Origin of the sequence: Salinimicrobium sp. WS361 (genome assembly GCF_050750585.1) — a bacterium.
In the GTDB taxonomy this organism is placed as follows: Bacteria; Bacteroidota; Bacteroidia; order Flavobacteriales; family Flavobacteriaceae; genus Salinimicrobium.
Window position 1 is genome coordinate 263,868 of sequence record NZ_JBOJLM010000001.1, and the last position, 19,767, is coordinate 283,634.

General features: G+C 43.5%; 17 protein-coding genes and 1 pseudogene. 8 read left to right on the top strand and 10 right to left on the bottom strand.

Annotation, left to right across the window (positions count from 1 at the left end; translation table 11 throughout):
* Nucleotides 1-170 precede the first annotated feature (170 nt).
* From ACQ93I_RS01220 to ruvC, 6 genes are all read right to left on the bottom strand, one after another.
* Nucleotides 171-1,946 (bottom strand): MutS-related protein, encoded by a 1,776-nt coding sequence (locus ACQ93I_RS01220; protein ID WP_431696782.1) that lies wholly within the window; start codon nt 1,944-1,946, stop codon nt 171-173.
* Nucleotides 1,947-1,951: 5 nt separating this feature from the next.
* Nucleotides 1,952-2,308, bottom strand: a complete 357-nt coding sequence (locus ACQ93I_RS01225; RefSeq protein ID WP_431696783.1) for an MmcQ/YjbR family DNA-binding protein — start codon at nt 2,306-2,308, stop codon at nt 1,952-1,954.
* A gap of 17 nt (nt 2,309-2,325) precedes the next feature.
* A complete protein-coding gene (locus tag ACQ93I_RS01230; protein ID WP_431696784.1) occupies nt 2,326-2,703 on the bottom strand; it encodes a DUF4260 domain-containing protein in 378 nt (125 codons plus the stop codon).
* Nucleotides 2,700-3,455: a cyclase family protein gene (locus ACQ93I_RS01235; RefSeq protein ID WP_431696785.1), complete on the bottom strand. Its 756-nt coding sequence runs from the start codon at nt 3,453-3,455 to the stop codon at nt 2,700-2,702. Before ACQ93I_RS01235 ends, ACQ93I_RS01230 begins: the two co-directional genes overlap by 4 nt.
* A gap of 290 nt (nt 3,456-3,745) precedes the next feature.
* The gene (gene hemW / locus ACQ93I_RS01240) at nt 3,746-4,927 is read right to left on the bottom strand and encodes a radical SAM family heme chaperone HemW (RefSeq protein ID WP_431696786.1); all 1,182 of its coding nucleotides are present in this window, start codon (nt 4,925-4,927) and stop codon (nt 3,746-3,748) included.
* A gap of 30 nt (nt 4,928-4,957) precedes the next feature.
* Entirely contained in the window at nt 4,958-5,509 is a 552-nt protein-coding gene (ruvC, locus tag ACQ93I_RS01245) for a crossover junction endodeoxyribonuclease RuvC (protein WP_431696787.1), read from the bottom strand.
* Nucleotides 5,510-5,582: 73 nt separating this feature from the next.
* Here ruvC and ACQ93I_RS01250 point away from each other — a divergent pair, with 73 nt between their 5' ends.
* Genes ACQ93I_RS01250 through ACQ93I_RS01260 form a run of 3 tightly spaced genes read left to right on the top strand, consistent with a single transcriptional unit; the run spans nt 5,583 to nt 8,599 of the window.
* The gene (locus tag ACQ93I_RS01250) at nt 5,583-6,548 is read left to right on the top strand and encodes a hypothetical protein (protein ID WP_431696788.1); all 966 of its coding nucleotides are present in this window, start codon (nt 5,583-5,585) and stop codon (nt 6,546-6,548) included.
* Nucleotides 6,545-7,678, top strand: coding sequence for a glycosyltransferase (locus tag ACQ93I_RS01255; RefSeq protein ID WP_431696789.1), 1,134 nt, complete (start codon nt 6,545-6,547; stop codon nt 7,676-7,678). Before ACQ93I_RS01250 ends, ACQ93I_RS01255 begins: the two co-directional genes overlap by 4 nt.
* Before the next feature lie 48 nt (nt 7,679-7,726).
* Nucleotides 7,727-8,599, top strand: coding sequence for a hypothetical protein (locus ACQ93I_RS01260; protein ID WP_431696790.1), 873 nt, complete (start codon nt 7,727-7,729; stop codon nt 8,597-8,599).
* Nucleotides 8,600-8,693: 94 nt separating this feature from the next.
* Here the strand turns inward: ACQ93I_RS01260 and ACQ93I_RS01265 are convergent, their stop codons facing one another.
* Nucleotides 8,694-9,173 (bottom strand): hypothetical protein, encoded by a 480-nt coding sequence (locus ACQ93I_RS01265; RefSeq protein WP_431696791.1) that lies wholly within the window; start codon nt 9,171-9,173, stop codon nt 8,694-8,696.
* A 99-nt stretch (nt 9,174-9,272) separates the two neighbouring features.
* Nucleotides 9,273-9,668, bottom strand: coding sequence for a hypothetical protein (locus ACQ93I_RS01270; protein WP_431696792.1), 396 nt, complete (start codon nt 9,666-9,668; stop codon nt 9,273-9,275).
* A gap of 150 nt (nt 9,669-9,818) precedes the next feature.
* On the opposite strand from ACQ93I_RS01270, the gene ACQ93I_RS01275 reads away from it, so the two are divergent.
* The 5 genes and pseudogenes from ACQ93I_RS01275 to ACQ93I_RS01295 all read left to right on the top strand — a co-directional run bounded on the left by ACQ93I_RS01275 (nt 9,819) and on the right by ACQ93I_RS01295 (nt 18,048).
* Entirely contained in the window at nt 9,819-11,105 is a 1,287-nt protein-coding gene (locus ACQ93I_RS01275) for an L-lactate MFS transporter (protein WP_431696793.1), read from the top strand.
* Nucleotides 11,106-11,624: 519 nt separating this feature from the next.
* Entirely contained in the window at nt 11,625-13,862 is a 2,238-nt protein-coding gene (pflB, locus tag ACQ93I_RS01280; protein ID WP_431696794.1) for a formate C-acetyltransferase, read from the top strand.
* Between the two features lie 98 nt (nt 13,863-13,960).
* A complete protein-coding gene (pflA, locus tag ACQ93I_RS01285; protein WP_431696795.1) occupies nt 13,961-14,749 on the top strand; it encodes a pyruvate formate-lyase-activating protein in 789 nt (262 codons plus the stop codon).
* A 110-nt stretch (nt 14,750-14,859) separates the two neighbouring features.
* Nucleotides 14,860-16,482, top strand: a complete 1,623-nt coding sequence (locus ACQ93I_RS01290) for an aspartate:alanine exchanger family transporter (RefSeq protein ID WP_431696796.1) — start codon at nt 14,860-14,862, stop codon at nt 16,480-16,482.
* Between the two features lie 486 nt (nt 16,483-16,968).
* Nucleotides 16,969-18,048: pseudogene (locus ACQ93I_RS01295) on the top strand (serine hydrolase domain-containing protein).
* Between the two features lie 531 nt (nt 18,049-18,579).
* On the opposite strand, the gene ACQ93I_RS01300 reads toward ACQ93I_RS01295, so the two are convergent.
* Nucleotides 18,580-19,161 (bottom strand): DUF1989 domain-containing protein, encoded by a 582-nt coding sequence (locus tag ACQ93I_RS01300; RefSeq protein ID WP_431696797.1) that lies wholly within the window; start codon nt 19,159-19,161, stop codon nt 18,580-18,582.
* Nucleotides 19,145-19,765, bottom strand: coding sequence for an FMN-binding negative transcriptional regulator (locus tag ACQ93I_RS01305; RefSeq protein WP_431696798.1), 621 nt, complete (start codon nt 19,763-19,765; stop codon nt 19,145-19,147). Before ACQ93I_RS01305 ends, ACQ93I_RS01300 begins: the two co-directional genes overlap by 17 nt.
* Between the last annotated feature and the right edge of the window lie 2 nt (nt 19,766-19,767).

A 19,767-nucleotide genomic window follows, 5' to 3' on the forward strand; every position in this document is an offset into this window, starting at 1 on the left:
ATTGTATAATGTATATTGTATAATGTTTGAACACAGATCCCTCTTCGGAGGCTGGGAAGTCAATCCTAGGCAACTTCCTTCTACATCTTCTAAGGCAGACCTCACAGGTTTTCAAAACCTGTGAGGTCTAAACACGTGCTACTTCTAACTTCGTAAATCTAATTCGTACTTCAATCCACAATTTCCATTTTCTTCAGCAGGAAAGAAGCATTCATATTCTGGCAGATGCCCTTTTTGAAGCGGTAATCAAAATTGAGTTCGTCGTTGATGATCTCTGCATCAAAATAATAGTTTTTCACCTGTGGCAATTCTTCAGAAACTTCACACAGGCTAAGATCATGGGTGGCAATGATGCCGGTAGAGTTGGAGCCAACCAGCTTTTCTATGAACTTTCGGGAACCAATGGCTTTATCTGTACTGTTTGTTCCCTTCAGGATCTCATCGAGGATTATGAAGTATTTATTGGTCTTTATCTCGTCTACCACGAACTTCAGCCGTTTTAATTCCGAAAAGAAATAGGATTCATCATCTGTAAGCGAATCTGTAGTGCGCATACTGGTGATGAGTTTTATTGGCGTGTAATGGCAGGCAGTGGCGCAAACAGGAAGTCCCACATTTCCCATAAGGATCTGCAAACTTACAGTTCTCAAAAAGGTGCTTTTCCCGGCCATGTTTGCACCGGTAATGATGAAAAACTGCTCTTTTTCGATGGAAAAATCATTAGCTATTCGTTTCTCTGGGTCCAATAATGGATGCGCCAGCTGAGTGGCTTCAGAAATATGGGAATCGTGGTGCAGTTCAGGAAAAACGTAAGACGGGTGATTAAAGGCGAAGTTTCCGAGAGAATTGTAGGCATCCAGAAATTCTATAGCCCGAAACCATTTTTGAACCACCTGCCCGTGTTCCTTTATCCACTGCTCCAGCTTCCAGGAATAGCGCAGGTCCCACAGGAGAAAGCCATTTCCAAACACCCCAAAGATCATGTTGTTTCGCTGATCAAGGGAATCGATAGACCTGGAAAACTTCTTAAGAATGGCGGAAGCTTTCTGCTTTTCGGAAGCTATTTCTTCTTTGTTCTTCTTCAGTAATTCTGAATGAAATGTCGTGTTCTCAATTAACGCCAGTAGCTGATAATATTGATGGAAGGTATCCTGAACTTTGCTTACACTTGTGGAGAGCAGGTTGATACGCTTCAGGAAAAATCCGGTGATTAGTAGTCCGGCGAAGAACCAGAGTGCAAGTTCGATTCCGCCGATAAAGTCGAGGAAAAAAGCTGTTATTACTATCCCCGAAATAGTGGAAAAAAACAGGGGTAACCACTTCATGAATGTGGGGACAAAATTCTTGTAGTTGTTGAGCCACCCAGTGATGGTGGCGGTACGGGTTTCCGTTTTCACTAAGGTAGCAAGAGCAGAGAAATTCTGGCGCCAGTCGGCTTTTTCAGCAAGTTCTTTGATTGCTTCCTGCTTCAGTTCAATCTGGTTTATATCATTAGAAAGCAGCAGCTGTGCCAGTTTCTCCTTACCTTCAATTAAAGTTGAGCGGTTAAGGTACTGGAAAAAAGAAGCCCTTCCGAAGAGATCGATATCCTGACTGTATGGATGCAGCGGATCTGCAAATTCATCTCCTGTTGGCAGGTTGTGAAAATTCCGCTTAAGCACATCAAGTTCGGTCTCATTGATCTTGATCAATTCCCTGAATTTATCCCGCTCGTACCGCAAATCGGAATGCCTGGAAACCAGGAACACAAAAATGGCAATCCCCACCAGCAGGGATGCCACAACAGCTGTCGCATTGCCCCAAAAAGCATAGACTGCAAAAGCGATCGCCAGGAATACCAGGAAGCGCAAGAGGCTGGAAAGCCCCAGTTTTCGGGAAGCTGCATGAAGCTGTGTGCGGTATTTTTCTATTTGAGATTTATAAAAAGTTGCGGGTTGCTGTGTCATTTAATTTATAGGTTTTGTAATTCCTGCAGAAGTTTCTTTGTGAGACCCGAAACTACAAGCAGGTAAGAATGATCTATTAACTCCCGCACCAGTTGCGGCGGAAGACTTTCTACCTGAAGGCTGTTCCAGTGCTTTTTGTTCATATGATAAGCACCTTCAATGTAATCTGGATATTCATCTCTTAAAGTAAGGGCTTTTTCAGGATCGCACTTGAGGCTCACCTTAAAAGGAACACTTTCTAAAGCGGCAAGCGCAAACATCTTACCCATTACTTTAAAAACAAGAGCATCAGGGCCAAAAGGCAACTCCTCGGTCACGCCTTTCTTCGCTAGACAATAATTTCTGAAGCTATCTACGTCCATAACTCAAAGATAAGAAATCAGGAAAGCTGATCATCTACTTTCTGGGCCTTTCCAATGGTACCGAGATGAGTGTGCTGGAAACCCTGCTCGTATTTGAGTCCGTAGCCTAGCATCCGGTCAAAAGCGGCATGAGAGAACATGATCACGCCGATGAGCTGCAACACCGGCAGAAGAAAAAAGGATCCGGCAAGATAGATCGCAATGGCCACAGCTTTGTGATGAAAAAGGTTGTACATAAATGCACCAGGTGTGTTTCCAAAAAGATATCCCAACATTGAAAAATCTGGAACAAAGAAAAGCAAAGGGAACCACCACCATTCAAAGGGAAGCATGCTGAATCCATAAACTCCTAACAACAGCATGGCCATTTCTTCAAGCTTTAAAGTGAGGTTCATCCTTTTTCAGGTTTATATAGTACAGGCCTGGACGGCGCGGCATCATTTTCAAAAGATGCCGGCTGCAGGTTTAAGAAATAAAAGCCGTCTTCGATTCGGGAGGGTACGTAGACGAGTTCAGTAATTGTTGATCCAAGGCGGGTGTTCTTAGGGTAATTCCAAAATGCTTTATGAGCCAGTAATTTCCCGCCGTCCTCTTCCCTGTCTACAGAAGGCAGGTCGATCAACAGATGTTCCACTCCGCACTCCCGCAGGTAAACTGCTGCCTCTTCCTCTAAATAAGGCCAGTTGGTGTGAGAGTAATGTTTGCTACGCTTGGCAATGCTGTTTGGCAGCGTACGAATCACAACCGCCTGCGCCTCTCCCTCTCTAAAAAGTTTTTTCAGCTGATCTTTGGTGATCACCTCATCGCCATCTGACTTTACCGGCTCTACCGAAACTAATTTAGCCGAAAAAAAGAAGGTCTTAAGGCTTTCGTTGATGCCGTAATATTCGGGGGTGATGTGGCCCACACATTCGGTATGGGTAGTGTGGCCGTGAGGATTGAAAGAGATATTATTGAAGTTTACAGATCCGCCTTTGCTTACCTTTCCAATCCAGTTTCCCTCCTGCACGGGTTGAATCCGGGGCGCTTTTAAATACCACGCCACCGGATTCTTGTCGTCGCCTCGTAAACTAAGGGAAATATCCAGTGGCTTGGAGAAGTCGATGGTATAGTTGGTTTGATTATTAAATTGAACGCTTGCCTGCATTTAAGATGTTTCTTTGGGATGTTGTAAAAATAGAATGTTTTTTGGAAGGTTCTGCCATGCTGAGCAAAAACAACGTGTCAGGGTTGCAAACCCTTAATCCAGAAATTTCAATCCCGAAGGGATTGCACATTTATAAAAAACCCAACAGCAAAACGTTCGACCCCGAAGGGGTCGTATGATTTTCTTTTCTATAAATATTGAACCCCTTCAGGGTTTGCCTTAATCAATTTGTTAAGTAAGCTCAACCCCTTACAGGGTTTGGATCCCTGAAAGGGTTCTTCCGGATCAATTTACTCCTCTACCCAAAATAATTCTGAGGCTATTCCGTCGCTTAAGAATTTGCCTTTTTTGGAAATCTGGAGTCGGTCGTCGTTCCACTCCAGCATTTCATCTGCAATTAATTTCGAAGCTTCCCGAAGCAGGTATTCTCTGTACTTCAAACCAAAACTCCTTTCCACCTCATCTATAGCAATGCCCCATTTGGTGCGGAGCCTCGTCATCACCAGTTCGTTGTATCTATCTGAGATCGACAGCTTCTCAATTTCCGCCGGAATTTCCCCTTTTTGAAGACTTTTAATGTAGAGCGTATTATTGCTGATGTTCCACTTGCGGTGAAAACCGTCAAAGGAATGTGCCGATGGTCCAATACCGAGGTAAGGCTTACCAAACCAGTAGGCGGTGTTATTGCGGGAAAAGAATCCGGGTTTGCCAAAGTTGGAGAATTCGTAGTTGTCAAAGTCGGCAGCCGATAAGGTTTCGATCATGATCTCGTACTGTTCTTTGGCCAGTTCTTCCTCTACGGGGGCTACCTTTCCTTTTTCGATCATGCTTTTTAAAGCAGTTTTTGGTTCGACAGTCAATGCATAACTGGAAATATGCGGCACATCCAGATCAAGAGCCGTCTGCAGATTCTCTTTCCACCGCTCATTGCTCATGCCGGGAATCCCGTAGATAAGATCTATAGAAATATTCCCGAAATACTGCTTCGCCAGCTTTATTGACTCCAAAGCTTCTTCAGCATTATGCGCCCGGTTCATCAACTTAAGATCCTGCTCAAAAAAAGACTGCACCCCAATGCTTAGCCGGTTTATTGGAGAAGCTGCAAACATTTTCAGTTTTTGTTCAGTAAGATCATCGGGATTTGCTTCTAAAGTAACTTCTGCGTCTTCAGAAACTTTGTAATTCAGCTGAATTACTTCAAAGATCTGCTGCAATTCTTCCGCAGAAAGCAGCGACGGAGTTCCTCCCCCAAAGTAGATGGTCTCCACTTCCGTCGGAATTTCCTCTTTCCGCAGCAACAATTCCTTGCAGATCGCCTCCACCATCTCGGGCTTCTTCTTTACCGAAGTCGAGAAATGAAAGTCACAGTAGTGACAGGCTTGTTTGCAGAAGGGAATGTGAATATAAATAGCCCCACCCAGCCTCCCCAAAGGGGAGGAGCTAATACCTATATCTTTCTCCTTCTTTTCCATATTAATATCCCCCTTTGGGGGTTAGGGGGCTTATTTTATTTTCCCCGGATTTTGCTTTACAAAAGCTTCCCACCCGGTGTAGCTTTTCCCAACTTCCACCTTTCCCGAGTTATAGAAGTGGCAAACCGCAGCTGCGAGTCCGTCGGTGGCATCGAGGTTCTTGGGCAGGGATTTGAGGGAAAGCAGGCTTTGAAGCATTCCGGCGACCTGTTCTTTGCTGGCATTTCCGTTTCCGGTGATGGCCATTTTTATCTTTTTTGGAGAGTATTCTGTAACCGGAACCTCCCGGCTAAGACCTGCTGCCATTGCTACTCCCTGTGCGCGCCCCAGCTTAAGCATAGATTGCACATTTTTTCCGAAGAAAGGAGCCTCAATAGCAATCTCATCTGGGTTCCAGGTATCGATGAGTTCTACAGTGCGCTCAAAAATTAATTTAAGTTTTATATAAGGATCATTGTACTTTTGGAGCTCGAGCTCGTTAAGCTGGAGAAAAGACATTTTTTTGTTCACGACCTTAATAAGCCCAAAGCCCATTATGGTCGTGCCGGGGTCAATGCCTAAAATGATTTTTTCAGTATTCAAAAGCTTCGTAATATTGTAGGTTCAAACCAGCCGGTGATGTAATGCCGGAAATTTCCGGTTCTTAAATAAATTCATGCGAATAACCTCGCACAAAGCTAATCAATTCTTCTCACTAGTTCTCAAAGTACTGGTGGTATTGGCCGCAGTATCATTTATTTGGTATAAAGTGACCAACGATGAAGCAATGGACTTTGATCGCTTCGTCGATATTCTTAATGATTACAGGATCTTTTCCTTTTCCAACATCGTGATCCTCATTATTCTCACTGTCTTAAACTGGTATTTTGAGATCTTAAAATGGCAGACCTTAAGCAGTCATGTGCGTGAGAATTCCTTTAAAGCCGCCATGCGCGAGAGCCTTGCATCTTTCACAGCAGCCATATTTACTCCCAGCCGCATTGGGGAATATGGCGCCAAGTGCCTTTACTATACCCGGGCTGCCTGGAGAAAGATCATCTTTTTGAACTTTTTGGGGAATACCGCCCAACTATTTGCCACCTATTTCTTTGGGATTGCCGGCCTGCTGTTTCTCATCACTTCGCTTGACCTCGCCCTGCCCATATTCAATATTATTCTGGTCTCGGGCCTTTTATTTGCGCCGTTTATCATTTATGTGGTGATGAAAAAATTCAGGATACGAATTAAAGGCTATTCGATTCAACGCCTGGAAGAATCCTTTCACAATGTTTCAGAAAAAATAAGGTGGAAAACCCTCATTTTTGCCAGTATAAGATTTTTGATATTTACCCATCAATTCTATTTTTTGCTACTGGAATTTAAAGTAGACGTGTCTTACCCTTTACTTATATCGGCCGTTTTTAGCACGTATATCCTGGCTTCCATTATCCCTACCATGATCATTTTTGATGCCTTCATAAAAGGCGGATTTGCGGTATGGATCTTCGGAATGTTACAGGTGCCCCAAATCATTGTACTCACTATCGTGCTTACGGTTTGGATCCTTAATTTTGGGCTTCCCGGTCTTGCCGGAAGTTACTACGTGCTCAGGTATAAAAAAGCCAAACACGCCGTAGCATGATCATCGCGGCCGTGATCATCACGCTGCTTTATGTGCTGGCAATGCTTTTCCTGCTCTACGGATTTTCGCATGTCAAAAATTTCTACGGAAGTAATCCGGATCCAAAAATCAGTTTTTCCATAGTCGTTCCTTACCGAAATGAAGCTGAAAACCTTCCGTTTTTGTTTAAATCTCTACTGAAGCTGAAGTATCCGGCAGAATTGTTTGAGATCATTGCCGTGAACGATGCTTCAGAAGATACTTCGGAAGCGCTTTGGGAGGAATTTCAGAAGCAAAATCCTCAACTCCCCCTGAAGCTGTTGCAGAACAGCCGAAAATCGGGCAGCCCCAAAAAAGATGCTCTTGCCCTGGCAATTGCAGGTGCGAAGAACGATTATATCTTAACCACCGATGCCGATTGTGAGTTGCCGCCCCACCTGCTGGCCCTTTACAACGCCCATATTCTTGAGAGTGGTGCAGCAGCTATTGCCGCCCCGGTCGCGATAAAAACTGAAGGCTCAAAAATGACATTTTTGAAAGGTTTTCAGGAAGTAGATTTCTTCAGCTTACAGGCAGCTACCATTGGGAGTTTTGGTGTTGATATTCCATTTATGTGCAACGGTGCAAATTTTTGCTATTCAAAAAAGGCATTTTTGAAGGTCGGCGGATTTGAAGGAAATACTGAGATGGCCAGTGGAGACGATATTTTTCTACTGGAAAAGTTTCAGAAAGAAGGACTAAAAACGGCATTTTTGAAGACTCCAGGGGCAGTTGTACTCACTGTACCTGCCTCCTCCTGGAAACAGTTGTTCTATCAACGTGTGAGATGGGCTGCAAAGACTTCAGCTTACCAGAAATTTTTTCCAAAAAGCCTGGGTTTACTCGTGTTTCTAATGAATTTATTGCTCGTGACCCTAAGTTTGCTCGTGTTAGTGGGAATTAAACCTCCAGCTTTACTGTTGATGATCTTTCTGGTTAAATTCAATGTAGATTTTTACCTTATTTATAGCAGCGCTAAATTTTTCGGCCGGGAAAGGGGCGTGAAAAGGTACTTTTTGAGCAGTATACTTTATCCTTTCTTTAGCAGTGGCGTTGCAGTATTTTCACTTTTTTTGGGTTATGATTGGAAGGGGCGGCATTTCAAAAAATAAAGCTCCCCTTGATTTTTTGTTATCTTTATTTCAAGTGAAACCACGAAAATGCAGAAAGTAAGATTTATTTTAACCGTCCTGTTCTTTTGCCTCACCCTGCCACTGGCTGCACAAAATGTCTATATCATCAACAATGATACATTGCAACTCAAAAGGGAGGTGAAGGGGCCATTAAGCCTCTTTTGGACCGAAGATGATCTCGAGTATCGCTATTTTGTTCAAAAAGAAAAGCGCATGGTTGAGCTTTTAAATCCCGATGGAAATGGAAAGTTCAGGGAACAACTTTCAGAATTAACAACAGATGCAAAAATTAATACCCGCGATGTAAAATTTGTGCTGTACAGCCTACGGCATTTCGCCAATACTTATAATGCAATTGTACAGGAAGATTACGTAAAGAATGAATCAACCAAAAATATTCTACAACGGATAAGCATTTTCACAGGTTTGTCTAACAATATTTATACTGATAATCCCGAAAATATCCTCGCGCCGGTGCTGGGGCTTGAATATGAATTCTACGACCCAAACCTGGCACCTCGCCATTCCGCTTTTTTGCAACTGCGGCATAATTTTGAGCAGGACGAGTACCAGTACAGCGCTACCCATCTTTCAGTGAATTACAGCTTTAAGGCCTTATATTTCAAAAATTTTGATTTACATGTAGATGCAAGACTGGCTACGCTTTATTATTCTTCTGAAACAATTTCGGTGAAAAATGATGCGGGCAAGGTCGTTTCCGTCCAGGATGAAAGCGGATTCACATTCACGGCGCCTTTGAGCTTTGGGCTGGGCAGCGATATCAAGATCACACCCACCAGCTTCATTACAGTAGGTTATAACGATATTTTTTCTATAGTCCTGGACAGTAATGGTGAATTTCCGGTCGACTTTACGGTAGGATATAAGTATAGTTTGTAGTTCAGAGTTATTAGTTCGGAGTTCAGAGTTATGAGTTCAGAGTTAAAATTTCAGGGTTCACTTCGGCCTGAATTTCTATCTTCGTACTTCCTAATTATTCTGCTTTGATCACTATCGGCATCCGGAAGGTGGTTTTTACCGGGATACCGCGTTTGGTGGCGGGATAGATCTTTGGTAAAGAATCTACGCTTTGGGAAAGCCAGGTCCGGATTTCGGGCAGTTGGCGGATTACCAGGGAATCTATTTCCATAGAATCTATTGCCGGTTTGCCTTTTTCGGAAATCTTGAGATACAGATATAGTGTATCGTCTAAAGCTTCGGTAACTACAGGTTGTTTTGCTTCAAGTCGGGAGTAAAAATACTGGGCAACTTTATTCCCAAAACACGACTTTGCGGCTTCGACTTCAGTAATACTTCGGCATTCAGAAAAAGCAGGGTATTGATCTACCTCATGCCAATTGAAATCACGGGTCTCTTCTACCAGAATTTCTTCCGAAGATATTTTGCGCGTCTTAAACTCCTCACAGGAGACAAATATTAAACACAGAAATATTAAGAATAAAGTTTTCTTCATTCGGCACTAAAGCTTAGTCCAAAAGTAGTGAAATTAAGGAGCTTGCCGAAAAAATTCTATATGCTGTCTGATTTTGTGATTTTTAAAACCACTTTAAAATCACATACTGCCCATTAATACAAAGAACAGTACCAGGGCAATACCAACGGCGATAAGCATGGGTTTCATCCAGCTTTTCTTTTGATATTCAAGATCACGGCCAATGAATTTGTTCCAGAAGAATTCGTTGAGAATTGCGGCGCCAATAACGTTGGCTATTGCCGTCATGGAAGGGGAGAGGCTAAGAGCCTGCATGACCATTGCGGTGGCAAAAAGATAAACAACGGCAAAGAGGAGTACCCACCCGGCTTCTTTCTTTTTTCCCAGCGTTCTTAGGTTTGACACAAGAATGACGGCAGCAAAAATGGTTGAAAAAAGTAAGGCAAAGACCAAAATAAGGCTTTTGGAATATAGCTGGGGTACGTGAGATTGGGAGTTCCCTTCTTCTGCTGTCATTGTTAGGCTTTTTAGCGGCTGCAAAATTAGAGATTTCTAAATAAAAGAGCCGTGAATCCCGAAACAATTACCTGCGGCTGACTCATGTCATGTTTTACTCCTTGCAACTTTACTTATTTTGCCAAAAATTCTCTTTTAATTCTCTTTCTCATGGGAAAAGTAAAAAACCGCTGGCTTATTGCCGCATCTGCAGTTGGTATGCATCTTTCAATTGGTTCGGTATATGCCTGGAGCGTATACACTACGCCCCTTACCGAACAACTGGGTTGGGATTTAAAAGAGACGCAATTTACATTTAGTCTGGCAATATTCTTTTTGGGTATTTCAGCAGCTTTTCTTGGGCATTTCCTTGAAAAGAACGGCCCCGGAAGGTCGGGTATTCTTACTGCAGTTCTCTTTGGAGCTGGTATTGCCGGTTCGGGTCTCGCTATAGAACTGGAATCTATTTATATGCTATACCTGTTTTACGGGCTGTTGGGAGGTATTGGGCTGGGGCTGGGGTATATTACCCCTGTTTCGGCACTCATAAAATGGTTTCCCGATAAACCCGGTCTCGCAACGGGCATGGCAGTGATGGGCTTTGGCTTTGCAGCACTTATAAGCAGCCCCTTAATTGTATATCTTATTGGAGCTATAGGTATTGCAAATACTTTTTATCTCATGGGAAGTATTTATTTTGTGGTGATCCTTCTGTCTTCCCTGTACCTTTCTTTACCCCCAGAGGGCTGGTCTCCCGGCGAGACTGCAAAAGATGTAAAAAAGGTGGTGGTGACTTCTTCGGTTGAGCTTACGGCAGGAGAAGCAGTAAAGACCAGGCGGTTCTGGTTGTTGTGGCTCATGTTCTTTATTAATATTTCGTGCGGAATTGCCATTATCTCGGCAGCATCACCCATGGCGCAGGAGTTTGCGGGATTAACCGCAGTTGCTGCAGCCACTATGGTGGGAGTGATGGGCTTGTTCAACGGCCTGGGCCGTATTGGCTGGGCTTCCTTTTCTGATGCTATTGGAAGGCCTAATGTGTTTAGCGCATTTTTCATTGTGCAGATCATCGCTTTTCTGGTGCTGCCACAGGTTACCAATGCATGGGTGTTTCAGTTGCTTGTATTTGTGATCATCTCCTGTTATGGGGGAGGTTTTGCTACTGTACCGGCCTTTATAAAAGATCTTTTTGGCACCCGCCAATTGGGAATTATTCTTGGCTATATGCTCACTGCTTGGGCTGCAGCAGGAATGGCAGGGCCTTTATTGGCTGCATGGGCGCGTTCTATCTCTACCAGCTATAACTCTACCCTGTATATCTTTTCGGGCTTGCTGGTTATTGCCCTTCTGCTTTCAGTAATTATTCGACGGGATGTCAAAAAACTGGCGGTGACGGGTGAAGACGAAAAATTAGCTTCTCCAATTTCAAATGCAGCTATTCCTTCTTCTAAAGGATAGCCGTATTTTATTCCAGGTGGGTAAAGACCCCGGGATTGCCTTGTTAGGAGACGTTTGAAGTCTGAAATGGTGCCTTTCTGAAGTTCTCCGCCGGCTTGTCCCGGAGGGATTTACTTTAGGAGCTATACAGGCTTCAATAATTTAATCTATCCCAGGGTTTATTCTCTATGGCTACCAACTATCGGGGTTTATGTCTGGTATAATTCGGCATGTTTCCACCACGGCTTATCTACAGCTCATGGCACTATGTTGCTATGAGCTCCAACACTTTTTCCGAAGAAATCTGAGGTTCGCATAACACGGTTTTACCAAAGGGCAAAAAAATATTCCTGCCCGGTAACGTTGTAGTAAAATCTATTTATTAACTAAAACGATTGAAGCTATTTTCTTTACCGGCGCCAGGTCGAATTATGATTATTATCATAAAAAAAGGGGACTTTCTGATGGAAATTTGCAATGTAATTAAGTTTGAAGAGTAGAAAATTTAAAAAACGGCCTCTTCAGCAAAAAGAAGAAAAGATGCTAAAGTTATCTCAGGAAGTACTAGAGTTCCGCGAAGGAACCTGGAACAGGAAAATTGATGTAAGGGATTTCGTGACCCTTAATGTTAGCCCTTATTATGGCGATGATTCATTCCTCGTCGGTGCTACAGAGAGAACAAAAGAGCTGTGGCAAATTTGCCTCGCTGCCATGAAAGAGGAGCGGGAGCGAAATGGCTGCAGGGCTATAGATACCGAGACTATTTCGGGTATTACCAGTCATGGCCCCGGTTACATCAATAAAGATCTTGAGGTTATAGTAGGTTTACAAACCAACGAGCTTTTAAAGAGGGCCATGAAGCCTTTTGGTGGATTTCGTGTAGTAGAAGGTGCAGTGGCCGAAAAAGGTCAGCAGGTAACACAGCGTGTTAAAGAGATTTTTGATTATACCAAAGATCATAACAACGCTGTGTTTGCTGCATATGATGATGAGATAAGAAGTTATCGATCAAACGGTATCCTTACCGGATTGCCCGATAACTACGCCCGTGGCCGAATCATTGGTGATTATCGCCGCCTTGCCCTTTATGGTATAGATCGCCTTATTGAACTAAAAGAAGAGGATAAGCGACTTGTAGATGGCGAAATGACCGAGCACAAGATACGTCTTCGCGAAGAGATCACAGATCAAATCATTGCTCTTAAGGATATTAAAAAGATGGGAGCCATGTACGGTCTCGATCTTGCAAGACCTGCCCAAAATGCGCGCGAAGCTGTACAGTGGGTATATATGGCTTACCTTGCTGCTGTGAAAGAGCAGGATGGAGCCGCCATGTCACTGGGTAACGTTTCTTCCTTCCTTGATGTATATATTGAAAGGGATCTTAATGAAGGTTTAATTACTGAAGAAGAAGCTCAGGAATTTATTGATCAATTTGTGATGAAACTGCGTATGGTAAGACACCTGCGCCCTGAAGCATACGACGAAATTTTTGGAGGAGATCCTACCTGGGTAACTGAAGCTATTGGCGGACAGTTCCAGGATGGAAGAACAAAAGTTACTAAAACTTCCTTCCGATTCTTACAAACTCTTTATAACCTTGGAGCTTCTCCTGAACCTAACCTCACTGTGCTTTGGTCACAGGATCTTCCTGAAGGATTTAAAAAATTCTGTGCCCAGGTCTCTATAGACACTTCTTCAATTCAGTATGAAAATGACGATTTGATGAGACTGGTAAGAGGTTCTGATGATTACGGGATTGCCTGTTGTGTCTCTTACCAGGAATTAGGAAAAAGGATACAGTTCTTTGGAGCTCGTGTAAATCTTCCAAAGACCTTGTTGATGGCGCTTAACAATGGTAGAGAAGAGAATTCAGGTCAGTCGTTATTAGAAGGAATACCTTCGCTTGAAAGTGATTACCTCGATTATGAAGAAGTAATGTCTAATTTCAAAAAGTCGATGGTTGAAGTGGCCAGGGTATATTCCAAGACCATGAACATCATCCACTACATGCACGATAAGTATTACTACGAGAAAGCACAGCTGGCATTTGTAGACTCCGATCCAGGCATTGATATGGCTTATGGAATTGCAGGTATCTCTATTATTGCCGATTCACTTTCGGCCATTAAATACGGAAAAGTAAAAGCCATAAGAAATGAAGAAGGACTTACTGTAGACTTCAAAGTAGAAGGAGAGTATCCAAAATTCGGGAATGATGATGAAAGAGTAGACAGTATTGCACGGGAGATCACTAAGTTCTTCTCTCAGGAACTGGCTAAACATAAATGTTATAAGAACGCTTTCTCTACCCTTTCTCTGCTCACCATCACCTCTAATGTGATGTATGGTAAGAAAACCGGTGCCACACCCGATGGTAGAAAAGCAGGTGAAGCCTTTGCCCCAGGTGCAAACCCAATGCACGGGCGCGATGAACACGGCGCAATAGCCTCTTTGAACTCGGTGGCCAAGTTAGATTACCGGGATGCGCAAGATGGGATCTCCAATACTTTCTCTATTGTTCCTAAATCTTTGGGAAGTGACAGGGAAGGACAAATGGAAAACCTGGTCGGATTGCTGGATGCCTACTTTGGCCTCAACGCTCACCACCTCAATGTGAATGTGCTTAACCGTGAAACCCTCATGGATGCTTACGAGCACCCCGAGAATTATCCACAGTTGACAATTAGGGTCTCCGGGTATGCGGTAAACTTTATAAGGCTCTCAAAAGCCCACCAACTGGAAGTGATCGCAAGGACCTTCCACGAAAGAATGTAGTTTAGGATTGAGTTTTTAATTGAGCATCAGGAGATTTCAGAGACCCCCAATCGAAATCTCCTGATCTTTTTTATTAATTTCCTCAAAAAATAAATGCTATGATAAAGGATGGATCTTTGGTTAAACAGGAGGTTGCACAGTTAAACGCACCAGATTCTGAACAGCTTAGGGTACACTCCATAGAGTCTTTTGGAACCCATGATGGCCCCGGGATTAGAATGGTAGTATTTGTGCAGGGTTGCCAGTTTCGCTGTCTTTACTGTGCCAATCCCGATACCATGGATGTAAAAGGAGGGCACTTTTTGGATCTTGATGAGATTATAGCGCGTGCGGTAAAACAGAAGCCTTACTTTCGCGATAAAGGGGGCGTTACCGTTTCGGGAGGGGAACCTTTGTTGCAGCGGGCCATTCTTAAGAAGTTATTTGACCGCCTGCACGATGAGAATATCAATACGGTGCTTGATTCTAATGGGCGCGTAATAGACCAGCAGGCAAAAGACCTGCTCGATGTGACCGATTTGCTGATGCTCGATGTGAAGCATTTTAACAACGAATGGCATAAAAAACTTACCGGCCTCTCTAATGTGAGTACTTTTAAAATAGCCGAATACCGCGAAAGTACCGGTAAACCCATGTGGCTAAGATATGTGCTGGTTCCCGGCTGGAGTGACCAGGAAGAACACCTGCATGAGCTGGGCAGGCATTTTAAAGATTATAAGACCATAGAGCGGGTAGAGATCCTGCCTTATCACCAGCTTGGGGTTCACAAATGGGAAGCTCTGGGCATGGAATATAAGCTGAAGGATGTAAGTCCTCCAAACGCTGAAACTCTTGAAAATGCTGCCTCTATTTTCAGAAAATACTTCCGGGAAGTACGGGTAAACTGATCCTGAAAAATTCCGAAGAAATTTCATCCAGCTTCAGCTAAAAATTAGTTCCTGAAAAGGCTACTTTTGGATGGTCTTTTCAATAGTTCAAAAATCAAAATAAGATAACCATGTCTGCACTACTGGACTTTCTAAGTACCGATTATGTTGCTCTTTTTATAATTATAGGTATAGGGATCATCCTGGGAAAAGTTTCCTATAAAGGTTTGTCGCTGGATTCTTCGGCAGTGATCTTTGTCGCGATGTTCTACGGCTACGCAATGTTCTCGCAGGGTGTGGAGTTTGCCTTACCAGGCATTATTCAGCAAATAGGATTGTTGCTGTTTATCTTTACCATTGGGATGCAGGCTGGTCCCACCTTTTTTGAGGTATATAAATCTCAGGGAAGAAAGCTCATCAGCATGGCTTTTTTGACTGTTTTGGTGGGTGCTGTTACGACTCTTGTTTTGGCACAGGTATTAGATATTGATTACAGGATCGCTGTAGGATTGTTTTCAGGAGCGCTCACCAGTACTCCGGGTCTGGCAGCCGCTATCGAAGCTACAGGCTCTTCTTTGGCGTCTATTGGATACGGAATTGCTTATCCTTTTGGAGTAGTGGGGGTCATTCTTTTTGTTAGGCTGGTGCCCAAGATTTTTGCAACTAATATGGCCAGGGAAGAACAGAAGTACATTGAAGAAACGCAAACCAAGATCCCCGAAGTGGGCCATAAGAACTTTATGGTGACCAACGAGAATGCCGATGGGAAGACCATTGGTGAACTGGATATTAGAATGATGACCAAGGCGAATATTTCCCGGGTCATGAGAGCGAATGAAACCTCCATTCCACCCGCAGCCGATCTTGTTCTTCGGAAAGGAGACGTGGTAAGGGCAGTAGGTACCAATGAAGCACTTAAAAGAGTAGAACTTCTTCTGGGACATCCCACAGACATCGAGATTCCCGAAAGCGGAATGTTTGAAGTGAGATGGTATGTGATTTCCAAACGAAACGTGGTGAGTAAGACTTTGGGAGAACTCAGTTTGAGAGAGAACTATAAAGCAACGGTTACGCGAATTAGAAGGGCCGGGATAGACCTGCCGGCAAGACCATCAGTAAAGTTGAGGTTTGGCGACCGCCTGTTCATTTCATCCACTAAAGGAAACGTAAACGGACTAAGTCTGCTCTTTGGAGACAGCATGAAAGAGGTTGAAACTACCAGCTTTTTGCCGGTGGCCCTTGGTATTATAATCGGTTTGATGATTGGGGCCATTGAAGTCCCTCTTCCCGGTGGCGGCTCTTTTTCACTGGGGCTTACCGGCGGCGTCCTGCTTGCTGCTCTTGTTTTAAGTAGGATTGGAAAAACCGGGCCCATTCTATGGAATCTCCCGGGCACCGGAAATCATATTCTGCGACAGTTTGGCCTTTTGCTTTTTCTCATTCCCGTGGGGCTTTCGGCCGGCAGTCATTTAGGGCCCACTATTCAGGAATACGGGCTAAGCCTTTTCGGAATTGGAGCGGCCATTACGCTGATTCCTATGATCATTGTGGTGCTGGTAGCCAGGATCATTCTCAAAATGAACTTCCTGTCTGTTCTGGGAGCTCTAACGGGCGGGATGACCAGTACGCCAGGCCTAAGTGCGGTAGATTCCATGACGAGTAGTGAAGGCCCGCAGGTGGCATATGCTACTGTGTACCCGCTGGCATTGGTAGCGATCATCATCTTCACCCAGGTGCTTAGTTTTATTCTATAAAAGCTTACATCAATTTCTTCGGAAGCATATTTTTTCTGGGAGCGGTATAAATTCAGGTTTTTGCTGACTAAGTTTGACGAGTTTACTTCTGAAGCTGGCGTAGGAAATTTCAGAAAAGGAGCAGGGTTTTCCGCAGTTGATTCCAACAAAAGTAGTTGTCAAAAATGACATTTTTGGAAGGTAAAGGAATTTACTTTTATATTTAAGATTCCAATACATTCAATGAAAAAGATCCTTTTATTTATTCTGGTCCTGTTATTCCTTGCCCTTGGGGTTGTGGCGTACATTTATTATCCGCGGCTTAACCTCATTACAGGATTTGCTGCTAAAAATATGTGTTCCTGTGTTTACGAAGCCGGAAGAGAGCCACAGAGCGTGGCTGCTCAGGACAATAATTTCAGTCCTGTAGATCTTGCTGAATACGAAATCGACAGGCAGGACAAAACTGCCTCTGCTACCGTTTTTGGACTTAAAGAGCGTACTGCCATGTATAATCCCGGTTTGGGATGCGTGCTTCTTCCCGAAGATACAGGCCGAAATGACCTGCCCACATCAAAACCGAACCGCCTGCAACCCTCATCTTCTCTTCCTTATCCCTACGGCAATAATAAACCTGTAGACACAATCTTTCCCGAAGTTGATTACGGGCAGCTGGAACTGGCGCTCAAAAATGCCTTTTTTGAGGCGCATAAATCGAGGGCCGTTGTCGTGTTGTACAAAGACAGATTGTTAGCCGAAAAATATGCAGCCGGATTCAGTAAAGACACGAAATTATTAGGATGGTCTATGACCAAAAGCATTACCAGCGCAGTTCTGGGAGTGTTGGCGAAGCAGGGAAGAATTTCTCTAGAAAACGATCATCTTTTTCCCGAATGGGAAGGTGATAGAAGGCAAGATATTACTCTTAACAACCTGCTTCACATGAACAGCGGATTAAAGTGGGAGGAAGACTACACAAAAATTTCAGATGTCACCAAGATGCTTTTTCTGGCCGAAGATATGAGTGAGGTGCAGCTGCATAAGAATCTTGTAGGGCAGCCCGGCATCATTTGGAACTACTCATCGGGTACTTCCAATTTGCTTTAAGCATATATTAGGGACCAGTTTAGTACCCACCAGGAATATCTCGATTTTTGGTACGCCCAACTTATCGATAAAATTGGAATGAATTCAATGACTTTGGAAACCGATCTGGCCAGTAACTATGTTGGCTCCTCCTATTCCTGGGCTACCGCCCGCGACTGGGCAAAGTTCGGGCTGTTGTATCTCAATGAAGGCAATTGGAACGGGGAGCAGATCATTAGCAAAGACTGGGTGAGATATACGGTAAAACCTGTCGAGGGCTCAGATGGGAAATATGGTGCGTATTTTTGGCTCAATGCCGGTGGTGAATATCCAGATGTGCCGCGCGATCTTTACTCAGCAAACGGTTTTCAGGGGCAGCATGTATTCGTTATTCCGTCGAAAAATTTGGTAGTAGTTCGATTAGGGCTTGTTGAACATCCGGAGTTTGACCTCAATGTATTTCTAAGAGAAGTTATTGCAGCAGTTGAGAAAGATCAATAAACAAGCACTGAATTTAGGATAAGAATACCACTATTTCCGAAAGAGTACCTGCAATTACTGCGAAAGCCAGAACTCCTTTTTGCACTTACTTCTGAAAAATTCCAACAGCCGAAATCCGAATATCGCTTTGAAAGTAAGCTCTGGATATTACCGTGCACGCACTTTATCGGCGATACCTGCCGTTAGTCGAAAAATAAGGAAAGAGTGTCCAAACATTCTGTTAACACTAAGCTGAGGTATATTGTAATTATTACATTTAAAGCCCTATATGTTTTAAATGAAGTTTAAAGTAAATAAAGCCGTCCTGCTGTCAATTATCGTTTTTGGAGTTATTGCAGCACTATACTTGAATTATTTGTTTTCCCTTATTTAGAGATCCTAAGCCGGTTTTTCTCGAAAGCAAATAGTGAGAGCTAAAAACATCAGGCTGAAATTATCCTCGCGTTTTCCGCAATCTTGTTTCCAACCTTCCTTTACTTCAGAGTTACCGTAATTTATATGGAATGATTTTCTTCCGAAGTGATTACGCTTCTAATCCACAATTTCGTAGTGTATCGGCTTAAAGCTGCCGTTGTTACTGTCTTCGGCCGAGCAGGCAGTGAGGGCGACAATGAGATCCATTTCGGCTTCAAAGAGGACATAATCTCCGGCTTTGCTCAGCGGCGGATCTACACTCAACTTTCCATTTTCGTCAAACTGCACATTCATAAAAATGTTGAAAGCTGTCGGCACATCATCAGGTTCAATGTTGAAAGGCTTCAGATTTGTATACAAATTTTCAAAGCAGCTGGGATGATAATCGGGGTTGTTGTACATGATTTTGAAAGTCTCGGGGCTGCACGGGGCGAGTAAGAAATCATTTCGGCCATTGGTGTCTTCCAGGATCTTCATCATTTTATTACTTCGGTTACTCCACAACCAATCGCCTTTAGTGATCAAAATGCTTTCCTCAAAGTCCAATGTTTTTCCTGAAGAGATCTTTTCCCGCGGGTCTTCAGCATTAAAGAGCACCATGTCGCTCACCTGTTCCCCCTGCGGATCTATGACCTTCAATTTTTGCCCTTTTTTAAGCTTAAAGGCTGCGCCTGTTTGTTTTTCAATGACCTGTACCATGTTCTTTTTTTATGTTTTTACTTAGTTGTGAAGATTGAAGATCCTGTCTTTCTTCAAGGTGCCGACAAACGGAATGTACATCATCCTTTTCAAATCCCTGGTGCAGCTTTGCCATAGCCTGCACCTTAACCGGTTCGCACCAAAACCCGGTGATGAGCGGAAGATGGTCTTCAATCATCTCTCTTGGCAAATCTTTGTATAAAACAGGACATTTTTGATCTTTTTCAAACCTGCGGATGAGGTTTTGAAGACTTTCCTCCAGCTCTTCGGTAGTCTGCAATTTCAGTTTTACATTTACATGTACGGCCGAATAATCCCAGGTGCTAATGTTGATGTCTTTGTACCAGGAAGAGGACACGTAGCCGTGTGCGCCGTGAAAGATAAGCAGGGCATCGAGGCCGTCTTTTAAGAATTTGTATTGCTCATTGGCTTCGGCGATGTGCCCGTATAACCTGAATTTTTCGGGAGTACCTTCAATTAATACCGGAATATGAGTAGCCAGCAGGTCTTCTCCCTGCAACACAAAGGTGGCGAAGGGATGCTGGTCTATAAAATCGAAAACGTACTGCGGATCTTTCTTAAGGTATTTCTTTTGCCGAAACATAT